The organism is Pumilibacter intestinalis, assembly GCF_943193005.1.
Lineage (GTDB): Bacteria > Bacillota > Clostridia > Christensenellales > Pumilibacteraceae > Pumilibacter > Pumilibacter intestinalis.
In genome coordinates this window covers 24,148-38,376 of sequence record NZ_CALPCH010000005.1, presented here as the reverse complement: position 1 = coordinate 38,376, position 14,229 = coordinate 24,148, and the positions used below count along the sequence as shown (strand labels likewise).

The window sequence follows — 14,229 nt, the reverse complement described above, 5'->3', positions numbered from 1 at the left end:
CCTTAAAATAACGGTAAACGACAATTAAATATTAGAAGTGAAAACTGTGTCTGTCGGTAATAGCGAGGAACGTATTTGGCTTGCCAAATACCCGCCGACAAGTCGTTGCCTCGTTAGGGGCAAGCCCCTAATACCCCAGATAAACGGAACGAACAAGGAGGGAAAATTATAGGTAACAGAACAAGACCGTTTGCTTATACATTCAGGGCAACGGACAAAGAAAGACAAATCATTGATGAGAAGATAAAACAAAGCGGACTTACTATGACCGAGTTTATAATAAGGGCGATTAAGGACAAGCCTATCACCGTAATCGAGAACGCCGGCGAAATTTTGACTGAACTGAAACGGCAAGGAAACAATCTCAATCAAGCGGTAAGGAATAATTATTACGGCATAGAAACGGAACGAGAGTTAAATGACTGCATTGGAGAACTCAAAAATTTATACCGTAAAAATTCTATTGCTATGGGCGGTGCGTAATGCCGCTTCTTAAATGCAGTGCCGGAAAAGCAAAACCGCAATCTGCTATCGGGTACATAACAAACCCGAATAAAGCGGAAATAGTATCTGTAAGGAATCTATTCGAGGATGAGGACTACGCCAAGCAGTTCGAAGAAACAGCGGCTATGTACGGAAAAGGCAAAGGATATAACGAGCGCAAGTATTATCATTTCAAGCTGTCGTGTGCGCGGCAAGATAACCTTACTCCACAAGAAGCACATAAGTTTGCGGAAGAAGTTGCGGAAAAGCTGTTTGGAGATTACGAATGCGTATTAGCCACGCATACGGATACCAATACGGTTCACAGTCATATAATCGTAAACGCCGTGGATCCGCTTACGGGCAAGAAGTTACAGTTCGGCCCCAAAGATTACGTTTCAATGAAAGATGAAGTGAATCGTTTGGGTAAAGAACACGGCTATACCGAAACAGACTTTCGTAAACGCGGCAAGAACAGTCGTACCGCCGCAGAAAGAAAGATTATACTCAACGGCGGCGTGTCTTGGAAAGAGGAATTGCGAGAAGTCATTGTTGAAGCTATCGGGAAATCTCATAACGAGCAAGAGTTCAAAGACTATCTCAAAGCGTGCTACGGCGTCGAGATAACACGAAGCGGTAAAGATTATTCCTATCTACATCCGCAAAAACAAAAGCCTATCCGAGGGGCAAAGCTCGGAACAAATTATACAAAAAGCGAGGTATTAGGAAAACTTGGAGAACAAAATAACGGGATTAAGTCCACGGAAAATAACGGACGAGAACGAAGCGGTGGATTTGTCGGACAATCTTCCGGCACAGGCATTGTGCGAGCAAATAGATCTACTCACCGCGGAAGCGCGGGAAGGGCTATTGTACAAAGCCTTGACTGTATCGAACGCGAAATGCAACAAATTAGTTTCGGAGCAGAATGCGCGAATCGAGGAACTGACGCGGCAAGTGAAGAACGTAAGATTGAGCGTGAACGAGCTCGAATGGAATCAGAAAGAAGAAAACGAGAGCTTGCTCGGCAGAATGCGGCAGCAGTCCGAGAATATGCAGACGAGCATAAAGGAGAATGTTCGAGAGCTGAAGAATCTGACGGAGCAGATACAAACCGAAGTAAGAACAGCTACAGCAAAGGCGACTGACGAGGCGGCAAAGGTTTTAACAAAACGGATTAACGACATGACAAATGACACAATAGAAAAAGTAAACGCACGTGCTGCCGCGATTACCGAGAAAGTAAAAGCCGCCGAACAAGAGATAGTCCATGTAAAAGATGACATACATTACGAGCGCGGCTTTCGTAAATTCTTCTTTTGGGCAACGCCGATAATGTTGCTCATACAAACCGTTGCCATAATCATCTTGGCAATTTAATTAAAGTAATATAAGAAATCGACCGTGAAGAATATGTCCATAGGAATATGAAAGAGCAAAGGATTGAAAGAGTATTCACGGCATTTTAATATGGAAAACCATAGTAATTCCGAGTGTAAGGCGTTTTGCATAATTTTATGCGAAGCGTCTTATAGAACGGATAACACAGAAAAATATGTCTCATTTCTGTGTTAAGATACGTGCATAGAACACGGAGGAAATCGAATATGAAAAACAGAAATTATTTGTAAAGAAATTTTGGAGGGAAAGTGGCGAGAAATCATAAACAGGGAGATAGTACGGATTATTTGTCCGCACCGAAAACGAGTGCGACTATGAATCTAAACGGGACGAGCTATTTGGTAGAAAGCTATTATACCGGGAATAAAAACATCCACGATACTATAATAAGGATAGCGGAAAATGCGGCGTATGCGGAAATGTACGATGATAGAAAAATTAAAGGAGCGCACATCGCATGATCCGCTTGAATTTAAGAGGTAAATATGATAGAATATAAGCAAGTGAAAAAATTGCTTTGGTTCGGGAGGTAAAACATGGGACCTAAGCAAAACAAAAACTACATAGTAGGAATTTATGTAAGACTCAGCAGAGACGACGAACGCGCGGGCGAATCGCTGTCTATCGAAAACCAAAAGATATTGGTTACCAAGTACGTTAAAGAGAAAGGTTGGCAAATCAAAGACGTCTATGTCGACGACGGCTACAGCGGCACGAATTTCGAGCGACCGGGAATCAAATGGTTGCTCGACGACGCGAAAGCGGGAGAGATCAATACGATTGTCGTAAAAGACTTATCCCGTTTCGGCAGAAATTATATTCTTGTCGGGCAATATATCGATTATGTGTTTCCATCGTTCGGAATACGGTTTATAGCCATAGAAGATAGAGTCGATACGGAAAGTAAAGATACTTCCGCAATGGATATGCTTCCGATCATGAATGTGTTCAATGAATGGCATTCCGCAAATACGAGCAAAAAGATTCGCGCCGTCAGAGCGTCGTGTGCGCAAGCCGGGAAGTATTTGGCGTCGAAAGCTCCGTACGGTTACACAAGGGCAGAAGATAAGTGCCATACGCCGATTATAGACGAAGAAGCGGCGCAAGTTGTGCGACATATTTTCGAACGACGTGCTCAAGGCGAAAGTCCGTATAAGATAGCGCTTGATTTGCAAGCGGCGGGAGTTCCGTCTCCCGCCGTGTATGCGGAAAGAAAGTTCGGCAAGCAATATACTCGTTCGAAATGGAATCTATGGTCCGCCGCGTCGGTGAAAATCATTTTGGCACAACCGCTTTATGTGGGAGATTTGGTACAGCAGAAAGTCAAGCACATTTCCTATAAGAACAAGAAAGTCGTAAAAGTTCCGCAGGAAGAACAAGTCGTAATTCCGAATAATCACGAGCCGATTATAAGCCGTGAGCTTTGGGATAAGGTAAAGGAAGTAGAAACGGCGGCAAGTAAAGGCAAGATGACGAAAGAGCGGGTTACGCCGCCGCTTTCGGGAATCATGCGGTGTTCGACGTGCGGTTGCGCTATGGAGTATCATAGGACGGCAAGCGGCAAAAGGCGTAAAGTTATCGTGACGTATGAATGCGGTAGAAGAAATCGATTCGGCGTGGACAAATGCACGAGCCATTATATCAACGGGGAAGTGATAGATAAAATCATTCTCGAAGATATACGCTCGAAAGCAAAGATCGTAGCCGAGGACGAGGATAGAATTCGCCAAAGGTTTATCGAACGCAACGCTCTGCTTGCGAAACAATCGGATAAAGAGGCGGTTAAGTCGATACAAGCGAAAAAGGCGAGAATCGCTACCTTGGACGGCTTGATGAGCAAGGCATACGAAGATAAACTATTGGGTAAAATGCCCGAAGAACTTTGTGTGAAGTTTATCGATCGATATACTGCCGAGCAAGCGACGTTGCAAAAGGTAGTCGCGGATTTGGAAGCCGGCTTGAAACAGGCAAAGGACATGCGCGAGAATATCGACGACTTTATGAGCCGAATCAAAAAGTATTTGGACGTTACCGTTATAACGCGCGAAATGGTACTCGAACTATTCGATCGGATTATCATAGGCGAGAAATTTACGCCTAACGGCGAGCCGCGTGTAATTCAACTGGTTTATAAGGTAGATATAAATTCTATTTTGTAGACCGAAACGGCGTAGAAACTGTTCCCCATACGGTAATTACGCAGACGAAGGTATCACGGGTACTATGGCAAAGAAGCGCCCGGATTTTCTGCGAATGATACGCGACTGCCGCAAAGGGAAAATAGACCTAATACTCACGAAATCCGTAGCGCGGTTTGCGCGTAATACGGTGGACAGTTTGAATTACGTGCGGCAGTTAAAGGCGCAGGGAATAGGCGTATATTTTGAAGAACAGAATATAGACTCGCTGAAAACCGACAGCGAAATGCTTATAGGCTTCCATAGCGTTATGGCGCAGGCGGAGAGCGAGAACATAAGCGCGAATGTGCGATGGGGCATACAACAGCGAATGAAATCGGGTACGTTTGCGTTTCGGTATAACATTTTGGGTTATAAAAAGGGAGAGAACGGCGAACCCGAAATCGTGCCGGAGGAAGCCGAAATCATAAGAGAAATATACAATTTGTTTTTGGACGGCAACAGCTTAGACCAAATCAAGGCATATTTGGAAGATCGGCACATAAAGACTGCGCGCGGTAATTCCGTTTGGGAAAAACACGCCATACAAAATATTCTTACCAACGAGCGATACACGGGAGATATGCTTTTGCAAAAGACGTTTACCGAAAATTGCTTGACGAAGAAAGTAAAAAAGAATCGCGGAGAAATGGCGAAATATTTGGTGGTGAACAATCACCCCGCCATTATAGAGAAAGATATGTTCAAACTCGTTCAAATGGAAATGGCAAGACGCAGCAATAAACGGGTAAAGTCCGATAAGAGTATCACGGGCAAAGGAAAGCACAGCGGCAAATTTGCCTTAACGGATTTGTTGATATGCGGTGAATGCGGCAGCGCTTATAGGCGCAGGACGTGGGCGAAAAACGGTAAAAGCAAAAAGATGTGGCGTTGTATGAGCAGATTGGAACATGGAACGGAATTTTGCCCGCATTCGATTAGCGTTGAAGAAACAAAGCTATACGATGCAATCCACAGAGCTATGCGGAAAGTTACGGAACAAAAGGACGCAATGGATTTGATTATGGCGGGACTGTCTTATGCAGTAACGGGCGATGACGAGGTGTTGAACGTCGGGGCAATAGAACAGGAAATAAAGGCATTGACCGAAACGATGAAAAGCTACGTTGCGATTATGGCGTCTACCGAGGGCGATAGGGAACGGTATAAGGCGGATATACAAACCATACAGAAAAAGATAACTGCGCTTCGCGGGCAACTTGAAACCGCAAAAGCGGTAATAGCATCGAGCGAAAAAGTGAACGCCGAAATAGAACGTTTGAAGAAACGGTTTGAAAATATAGACAACATCTTCGATTTACCCGACGAATTGATTCTACGTAAAATGGTTGAATACATACGGGTGATGAGCGAGGGCAAAATAATCATTACTTTCAAAGGCGGGATGCAAATAGAAGAAAACTTATAAATAATTCCGAGTCGGGGAACGGCTCGGAATTGTTTTTGTATTAGATAGAGGGTTGCAATTTATGACAATATATTGTATAATAAAATTATGTATTTCAAAGAGGAGTGACATTAAATATGGCAGAGCACAATTGTATTATGTGCAATAGGACATGTAGTGATTATCAAGAAAATGGTAATAAGGAATTGCGTGTTTTGCATTGCCCAATATGTGGCTGCTATATCGCGCCGCTTTACAATCCTTTGCTTTTTGATGTTAAATATATAGGAAACCCTTATGATGCGGAAAAGACTTCAATTTATATGTTTTATAATCAACGCACGGAATATCCTTTTTTCTTGGGGCAAGAAGCAAGATTTAATTCATATAAAAAAGATGTTTCCCATTCAAAGGCTAAATTTTTAGCAGTTGCTGATATTGAAAGTTGGTATCCTAAAACGATTGATGAGAAGATTGACAAAGTTATATTGAAAATTAAAGACTTGTCGCGTTATGATGGTGATACGATAAGTGTTAGTTTTAGCAAGGCAAAAGCCTTATTCTTTGTGCATATAAAAGATTGTTCAGAAGAAGTAGATGAAGATATAGTTGCGCAACAGCAAATTGAATTCTTAATAGAAGCTTTAATTGAACTAAATTATATATCGGTTGATGATTGGGATAATATCAAATCGAGTATGATGTCCTCAAAGACTTTTTTGCACATTATGCTTACCCCCAAAGGCTTGGCACAAGTTTATTATTTGCAAAAGACTCATGTGACAAATAAAGAAGTGTTTGTGGCGATGTCTTTTCATAAATCGGCAAATGCTATAAGAAAATCAATCAAGCAGGGAATAGAGGATGCGCAATACTCATCACTTTTAATGGATGAGGTAGTGCACAATCATCAAATTGTTCCGGAAATGTTACGTCTAATAAAAGAAACGCGATTTATGATTATGGATATAACACAGCCTAATTTTGGAGCATATTATGAGGCGGGTTATGCGCAAGGATTGGGAAAAGAAGTTATTATAACGTGTCGGCAAGATGTTTGGGAGCAAAAAGATTTTTCTTGTGAGTTTGACAAAAATTGTTATTATAAACAAGTGGCAACTAAACCGCATTTTGATATAGCTCAAAAACAAATATTAAAATGGAAAGATTATGCTGATTTAACCAAACAACTTGCAGAATGGATTATGCATATTATAGGATAGATAAAAAGATTTGTTTGAATAAAAAGTTGCTATACATAGTTAAATTTGATATAATTACAATATGCTTGCGGAAACAGTGTCCATAAGTCGATTTTATATGGAATGGATAGGGGTTCATTTCGTGTAGTGTAGACAAACAGCATATAAGGGCGCGTCTTGCGCCCTTTTTGCATGTCTTGCGCTCGGTCATTTACGTTTATGTAATCCCTATCGGGCTGCTCTTTTTTTCATGATTTTTTGCGAAAGAGTCGTTAAAACTTTGTTTTTACGAGGGAATAGGTGGGGCGGAAGAGAGCGCATTCGCCGTTTTGCCATTGTCCCGCAAAGTCGAATTCGCCGGGTCCTATGGCTACGGGTTCGTCGTCGGGCGCAAAGTGATGAGGTCCCAAAAGATTGCGGAGCGAGGTGGTGAGCGTTACTCGCACGGTGTTTACTCCGCCATGCGCCATGCCCGATACGTCGGCGGCGGTGTCGAACAGTAAGTCTTGAGTTTTGCCGTTCATTTCAACGGTTGCGGTCTGCCATCTGCCGCCTATTTCGAGCAGACGGTTGCCGTCGCCCATATCTATTTCGCTCTCGAGAGTTACGCTGCCCGCAAAGGTGGCGAGTCCGTCGGTGAGGAAATCGCGTATTTCGGTTTTGGGCGCGCCGAGCACGAAGCCGTCGGCTACGGCGGTGTTATCGGTCATGCCGCCGCGCAGGTTTACGGGATAAACTCCGAAATCGCCGATAAGATAAACGCTTTCGAGCGCGGTGTTGTATACCATGCAGTTTCTCAGGCTTTCGGTGACTCCTTCGCCGAAAAGCGCGTAGTATACGCTGTCGCTTTGGTAGTAATCGAGAGTTATAACTATTTCGTTTTTGCCCTTTTTAACGAGCTTTGCGGCGTTGTAAACAAAGGTGTGCGGCTCGTCTTCGAGCGCGTTCTCTTTGCGTATCTCCGCGCCGTTCAGTTCGATTTTGAGCGTGTTCATATCTTCGGCAACGAGCTTTAGGTCGGCGGGAATAGCGTCGGTTTCAAACTCGTATTTGAGTTTGAGCTTGCTCTTGTAGCGTTCGTCCAAAAGTTGCGAGAATATTTTCACGAGCGGCAAGTTTTCGCCGAAATCTTCGCCCTCCCGCGCTATGCGTGCGGAGTCTATCATGAAGGTGTTGGGAGTGCGCTTTACCATGCGCTGAACGCCCGAAAGTTTTATTACCGGCGTTTCCTTTTCGGCTACGGGCTCTTCGCTCGAGGGGAAGAGTATCGCGCTTTGCAGGGGGCGCAGAGAGCGCGAGAGCGGAAGCGGCTCGGTTACGGTGAGAGTATCGGTGCTTAAAATGCGCACGCTTTTGGCGTCCGCCGTTTTGAGCGTGAACTTTTGCTCTTTGTCGGTGGAGTTAATCACGTATACGAATTTGCCCGCTTCGCATACCCGCATGCTCGAACGAAGCTCGGGGTTGTCTATTCTGTAGGGCTGAACCGCCTTTATCTGCTCGAGCGTGCAGTTTGACTTAAAGCCGAATTTGTGCTTTACGCCCTCGAGTAACGTAGGCTCGTTGCCGAGCATAAGCAGTTTTCCGCCGCTCGCCGTGAATTTCTCTATAAGCTCGCAGGTGGTTTTCGCCATGTTTTTCATAGAGGGCAGAATGAGATAGTCGTAAGCGCATTCGCCGCATATCAGTTTGCCGTTTTGCGCTTTACCCATTTGCGCGAGCAAAGTTTCGTCTACGTAGTGGTGGGGAATGTGTTCGCTGCCGAGCATTTCGGTTTCGTTGTGGAAACTGCGCTCGAGAGCGTCGAACTCCTCGCAACGCTCTTCGCGTTTGTAGTCTATGTAGCCGCTCGATATGGGCGAAAGCAAGCACACGTTAACCTCTTCGACGCTGTTGCCGAGCAGTGCGCCGAGGCGGGTGTAGTTTTCGTTAAAGCGTTTGAAATGCAACTTTATCCAGGGATTGAGCGGGGTGTAGTGTTGGGGGTAGTCGCGTTTGCGCTGCCCGTATTCGCTCACGGGGAGCAGGTGGTGGCACAGCACGTTAACGCCGCCCAGGCACTGATAATCGTATATCTTTTTGAGTTCGCGGGGATTTACGTCCCAGCCGCAACAGGCGAAAGACTCGGTGAGTATGCGGTTTTTGCCGGTCTGCGCCGCAACGCTGCACACCTGCTTTACCGCGCGTTCGCCGGGGAGTCCGCGCCCGAGCCAGTCTATGCCGGGAATGTGTTCGTACGCGTAAAAGGGCATAACGCCGCCGCAACACCACATCTGACCGCCGAGAGAATGTTCCTCCACGTAATGGCCGGTGAGTTTAACGCCGTTCTCCTCGCAAAAGTCGTATATTTTTTCGGCGAAGTTTTTGAGCATGAGCGACTGCATGCCCTTCCAGTATTTATAGCGGAACGCCTCGTAACCCTCTTTTTCGGCGAACAGCAGTCCGAGCGAGTCCAAAAGGTCCTCTTTCAGTTGCTCGCGGAAATACTTTTCAATCATGGGGGTGTAAGCGGTGTGCCAACGGAAATATTGCGGCTCGTCGGTGAAAAAGCCCTTTATCTTTTTGGCGAAGTCTTTGCCGTAACGCGCTTTGTACGCGCGGTGGGTGAGGTCGAGGAACTTTTCCACAACTTCGGGATTTAATATGTCGGCGGTGGATACCGCTATGTGGCGGTATACGTTGAGATAACGCTTACCCTTTTCTGCTTTGTCGGCGCGAACGAGCGATTTTTTCTCTATCTTGTAGCTTACGAACGAGTCGGGGTCGAAATCGCCGATTTCGTAAGAAAGCCATTGGTCGCGGTTGTTTTCGTCCTCGAGCAGTTTGCCGCCCGCAAATCCGCTCGGCCAACCGTTTTCGTCGTACATGTACGCGTCCATGCCCAGCTCCGCGGCTTTGTCGCAGCACGCGTCGCAACACTCCATCCACTCTTCGCCGAGATACTCGGTAATGAGTCCGCCCCTCGCGTGCATGAAAAATCCGCCTATGCCGCAGTCGTTCATCCATTCGAGCTGTTTAACCAGCCTTTCGGGTTCGAGTTTGTCGTTCCAACTCCAAAACGGAACGGGGCGGAAATCGCGAACGTATTCGGGATTCGACAGGTCGTTTATAAGTTTGTCTATAGTTTTCAATGTTGTTGTTTCCTTTATGTATTTGCGGTAATCCACCGCTTAATTGTACCACTAAAAAACGAATAGCGCAAGAAAAATTTTGCGCTATCGTAATATGACTTTATCGGTAATTCGCTTATTCGGGTTTGGTTTCGAGCTTGAGGTCGAAATCCCCGAGTTTTTTCACTTTGAAACCGTTCTTCTTGTATTCGGAGTAGTCGAACGCTTCGAGTTCGTCTATGGCGAGCTTGTGGAACTCGTAAAAATTGTGCCACCATTCGTAACCGCTCCCGAGCTCTGCGTTTAAGTACGCGTCGGCTATATCGCAACCCATGGCGGGAGCTACGTAAAACGCGCCCATGGCAAGCACGTTTACGCCGTTGCCCGTGATTGCGCGAAGCGCGGCGGGAACGCTTTCCACAACTCCCGCGTGCACGTGCGGGCACTTGGAAGCCGCAATGTGTATGCCCATGCCCGTGCCGCAGAATATGAGCGCGCGCTCGAATTCCTTTTCGGCTATCATGGAGCCTACGCGCAGTCCCACGCGGTGAAACATAAGGTCGGTGTCGGCGGGATTGCTGTCGGCTTTTACGCCCACGTCGGTTATGGTCCAGCCCTTTTTGCGAAGGTGCTCGCACACCGCTTCTTTGAGAGGGAAGCCCGCGAAATCCGCGCCTACGAGCAGTTGTTTGTCTTTAACTGTTTTCATGTTCATTGTTCTCCCTGTTTTTTATAGGTTAAATGCTGCTTTAATTATAAAACTTTATTCGCGCCGTGTCAATGTAAAAATTTTAGATTTTAGTGTATAAATTACAGGTTACGGTCTATTTGCTTCGAAAGCGGCGGCGATATTCTCCCGGCGGTGTGCCCGCGAGCTTTCGAAACATGCGGTTGAAATACATTTCATTTTCGTATCCGAAGCGAAACGCTATTTCTTTTACCGTTTTGTCGGTTTCTATAAGCATGTTTGCCGCCGCGCCTATCCGCTTTTGCAAAACGTATTGCTTGGGCGAAACGCCGAACTGCTTGGAAAACACGTTTGAAAAATACGTTTCGTTAAGGCACATAATGTCGCTCAGTTGCGCGTTGGTTATCTTTTCGGTTAGGTGTCCGTCTATGTATTCGAGTACGGGCAAAAAGTTTGCGGCTTCGGCTGAAATGCTTTCGCTCGGCAAAAATTTGGAAAACAGGTATTTGGCAAGACTTACGCACGCGAGTGTGCGCGGCGAGTCGTTGCCGTTGTCGGATTTTTCGAAATTTTCTTTTATAAGCCGAAAGACCGTTTCGTCTTCTTGCGAGGCGGGCAGACAATGCAGCGGCTTGTATATGGTGAGATAACTCGCGGTGGTGGCATCGAGATTAAAGTGCATCCAGTAGTGCGACATGGAGTCGTTGCACTCCGCGCCCGTAATGGAGTAGGCGGGAATAAAGTATAAATGACGCGGCTTTAGCTCCAAGGTTTCGTCGAACAAAAACATCTTCGCACTGCCGCTTGTTATGTAATATATGCGGTAATAAGGAAAATAGGTTGCGAGATAGCTCCAATTGTTGCCGATTGTGGTGTAGTCGGTTTCGGTGAGCCGCAAATTCGTGGTAAGAAATGGGTTAGCCATAGCGGTATTATCGCACAATACGGCGCGATATGTCAAGCGCGTGCAAATAAACTGTAAAAAGTGCAATAAAATCCGTGCTTTTGCCATTGTAAAACAAAGAAAATGGATTTATAATGAGTTTGAAAAGATAAACTTTTTCGGAGGGGCAAAATGAAGAAGATACTCTCGTGCTTATTTGCGATTGTTATGACCGCGTGTTGCTTTGCTTGCGATAATTCTTCGCAGAACGGCGGCAAGACCGAGCCCGACTTGTCGCAGTTTCCGCTCTACGTAGAGCCCGAGCAAGCAGAATACAAATTCGATTTCGACGAAATGACCGCGCCGTATTTCAAGGGCAACGTGATTTACAACGAAACGGTGTTGCTCGTTGAGGACAAAGGCGCGATAAGCGGCAAGTTGCAGTATGCGCCCGTAAAAATTCTTTCGGTGCGCGATTACACTTGGGAAAAAGAATATTCCGCTTCCGACTTTACGGTTACGGGCAACGTGATAACGGCAAAAAAGGGGTCGGCGCTTCCTTTTCTCACCGCCGAGAACTTAAAGGGCAACGATATCCCCGAGCCGTTTCGCGAGGTTTCCAAAGTGGAAAACGTGCTCACCGACTACGTGCGAATGGGAAGCGCGATATATACCGAAAGCCCGCTTTTCTACGGGCATCAGATTTCGGTCAGTTACGTTTACGACGTATCCGACCTGAAAACCGAAGAATTCGCCTCTTACGCAAAGTCGGGCTTTCCCAAACTCAAAGCAAAGCTCAAAGCGGGCGACGACGTGAAACTCGCGGCGATAGGCGACAGCGTTGCCGAGGGGTGCTCGTCGAGCGGGCATTTCAACCACGCGCCGTTTATGGATAATTGGGTAACGCAGGTTGCCGACGGACTTGAGCGCAAATACGACGGCAACGTAACTGCGGAAAACTTGGCTGTGGGCGGAATGAAATCGGATTGGGGCGCGGCGGCGTCTCAGGTAAACAAGATAATAGCCGCCGAACCCGATATGGTAATGATACATTTCGGTATAAACGACAACGGTGCGAGCGTAACCGCGGGCTCGTATTACGACAACATGGAAGCCATAGTTTCGGGCGTGTTGGCGGAACTGCCCGATTGCGAGTTTATGCTCATTAAAGCCTTTCCCGCAAATCCCGTGAGCTACGACTCCAAACTGTTTTCGCAGTATTGGAGAAAGCTTGACGACCTTGCCGCCAAAAAAGACTGCCGCTCGTACACTCTCGATATGTATAATCCGGGGCTTACTTTGCTTAACGCCAAAAAGTACGTAGACGTAACGGGCAACGGCATAAATCACGTAAACGATTACAGCAGCAGACTGTATACCATGAACATACTGTCCGCGCTTATCGAATATTAAACAGAGGTGAAAAAATGAAAAAGAGAATTGCTACGTTTGTGCTTTCGGCGGTGTTGTGCCTTTCGCTGTTTGCGTTCGCCGCTTGCGAAACAACGCCGGTAGACCCGCCCGTCGATAAAGACCCCGACTCGATAACCGTAAATATCAACAAGAACGTGCACGGAGAGCTCGAGATAATGGTGCCGGGCGGCAACAAGAACGAAACGAGCATGATAGAGTGCCTAATTGAGAGCGTCGACGAGGACGTAATAACTTTCAAAACGCTCTTTCCCAACGTGGACGTAAACATAAGCTACATATCGGTAGACAACTACGCCAACGAGGTTGCGCAAAATCAGCTCGCGGGCACTCTCGGCGATATAGTGTGGAACAACTCGCCCGCGTTTTACGATATGATAGACTCGGGAACGTATCTCAACTTAAAGCCCTTTTTCGCCGCGAGCGAAAAGGCGGAAACGCTTCCCGCATATCTTAACGGCGACGGTGAGCCCCAAGCGTTCGACTACTCCGAAGATTTTTACACCGAGTTTTTCGATATGGCTACGGCGAGCGAAAAGTGCTACGTTGCGCCGCGCAGTTGCGACACCGTTGTAACCTTTATAAACACCGAAATACTTAACGCCGCGAAAGTGGATATGAGCAAGGTTGTCAACGGCTGGTCGTGGACTGACTTTATGGAGGTGTGCGCCAAAGTCCGCGACTACATGGACAAAAACGGCAAACAAAACGACTACGTGATAGACGCAAACCTTACGTCGTGGCTGAGCGTGTGCTATCCCATGCTTGTGTCTTACGGCGGCGACGTGTTGAACCAAAGCGGCGAAATAATCATAGACAGCGAAGCTACGCGCACCTGCCTGAACATGATAAAAGAAATGGTGGATAAAAGATACATAAACGACTCCACCGTGGCTACTACCGGCTCGTTCGACGACGGGCACAGCGCGATGCTCTTTCAGTCGGCTTCGGTTTCGCTCTACGCCGACAGGCTTGCGCTCAAAAACAAAATGGACCTCGTTTCTTTCCCGCTCATTAAAGACAACGACTCGCCCAAGATAGGCGCGGGCGTTGCGGGATACTCCATAAACGCGAAGAGCGAGCAACAAGACCTTGCCTGGGCGTTCTTGAGCTTTATGCTCAGCGAGTACGGACAGCAGAGAATGGCTCTCAACGGGCTTAACCTCGCCTCTATCCGCAAAGACCTTTCCGACCCCGCGATAGCGAACTGGGGTCAAAAATACAGCTCGCTCAACCTTGCGGCTTACACATTCGGCTCGGAATACAAACTCGCAACCAATTTCTTCGAGCGCACTATATACTCGGCGAAAGCGGGCATGGAACGCGCCGTGAAACAGCTTTTCACCGACGCGAGCAATGGGCAAAAGAACACCGACTTAAACGCCATAATAAACACGGCTGTAAGAGATATACGCGACGCAATGATAGAGTATTAAAAAGTACGGAGAG

General features: G+C 46.6%; 11 protein-coding genes. 8 read left to right on the top strand and 3 right to left on the bottom strand.

Annotation, left to right across the window (positions count from 1 at the left end; genetic code table 11):
* Window positions 1-165: 165 nt before the first annotated feature.
* From NFR55_RS03555 to NFR55_RS03530, 6 genes are all read left to right on the top strand, one after another.
* Window positions 166-483 (top strand): plasmid mobilization protein, encoded by a 318-nt coding sequence (locus tag NFR55_RS03555; RefSeq protein WP_420851538.1) that lies wholly within the window; start codon window positions 166-168, stop codon window positions 481-483.
* The gene (locus NFR55_RS03550; protein ID WP_251546301.1) at window positions 483-1,631 is read left to right on the top strand and encodes a relaxase/mobilization nuclease domain-containing protein; all 1,149 of its coding nucleotides are present in this window, start codon (window positions 483-485) and stop codon (window positions 1,629-1,631) included. Before NFR55_RS03555 ends, NFR55_RS03550 begins: the two co-directional genes overlap by 1 nt.
* A gap of 37 nt (window positions 1,632-1,668) precedes the next feature.
* Complete coding sequence (locus NFR55_RS03545; RefSeq protein WP_251546299.1) at window positions 1,669-1,863, top strand: hypothetical protein; 195 nt, start codon at window positions 1,669-1,671, stop codon at window positions 1,861-1,863.
* A 557-nt stretch (window positions 1,864-2,420) separates the two neighbouring features.
* A complete protein-coding gene (locus tag NFR55_RS03540; RefSeq protein ID WP_251546297.1) occupies window positions 2,421-4,043 on the top strand; it encodes a recombinase family protein in 1,623 nt (540 codons plus the stop codon).
* On the top strand, window positions 4,030-5,490 hold the full coding sequence (locus tag NFR55_RS03535; protein ID WP_275556906.1) for a recombinase family protein: 1,461 nt from the start codon (window positions 4,030-4,032) through the stop codon (window positions 5,488-5,490). The genes NFR55_RS03540 and NFR55_RS03535 overlap by 14 nt, the downstream gene beginning before the upstream one ends.
* Window positions 5,491-5,606: 116 nt before the next feature.
* Window positions 5,607-6,692 (top strand): hypothetical protein, encoded by a 1,086-nt coding sequence (locus NFR55_RS03530; RefSeq protein WP_251546293.1) that lies wholly within the window; start codon window positions 5,607-5,609, stop codon window positions 6,690-6,692.
* Window positions 6,693-6,943: 251 nt separating this feature from the next.
* Here NFR55_RS03530 and NFR55_RS03525 read toward each other — a convergent pair whose 3' ends face one another.
* The 3 genes from NFR55_RS03525 to NFR55_RS03515 form a co-directional block, all read right to left on the bottom strand.
* Window positions 6,944-9,799, bottom strand: coding sequence for a hypothetical protein (locus NFR55_RS03525; protein ID WP_251546291.1), 2,856 nt, complete (start codon window positions 9,797-9,799; stop codon window positions 6,944-6,946).
* 115 nt (window positions 9,800-9,914) lie between these two features.
* On the bottom strand, window positions 9,915-10,487 hold the full coding sequence (locus NFR55_RS03520) for an RpiB/LacA/LacB family sugar-phosphate isomerase (protein ID WP_251546289.1): 573 nt from the start codon (window positions 10,485-10,487) through the stop codon (window positions 9,915-9,917).
* Between the two features lie 115 nt (window positions 10,488-10,602).
* The gene (locus NFR55_RS03515; protein WP_251546287.1) at window positions 10,603-11,391 is read right to left on the bottom strand and encodes an AraC family transcriptional regulator; all 789 of its coding nucleotides are present in this window, start codon (window positions 11,389-11,391) and stop codon (window positions 10,603-10,605) included.
* A gap of 150 nt (window positions 11,392-11,541) precedes the next feature.
* On the opposite strand from NFR55_RS03515, the gene NFR55_RS03510 reads away from it, so the two are divergent.
* Both NFR55_RS03510 and NFR55_RS03505 read left to right on the top strand, forming a co-directional pair.
* The gene (locus tag NFR55_RS03510; RefSeq protein ID WP_251546285.1) at window positions 11,542-12,762 is read left to right on the top strand and encodes an SGNH/GDSL hydrolase family protein; all 1,221 of its coding nucleotides are present in this window, start codon (window positions 11,542-11,544) and stop codon (window positions 12,760-12,762) included.
* Window positions 12,763-12,776: 14 nt separating this feature from the next.
* Window positions 12,777-14,216 (top strand): ABC transporter substrate-binding protein, encoded by a 1,440-nt coding sequence (locus NFR55_RS03505; RefSeq protein WP_251546283.1) that lies wholly within the window; start codon window positions 12,777-12,779, stop codon window positions 14,214-14,216.
* The last annotated feature ends 13 nt before the right edge of the window (window positions 14,217-14,229 follow it).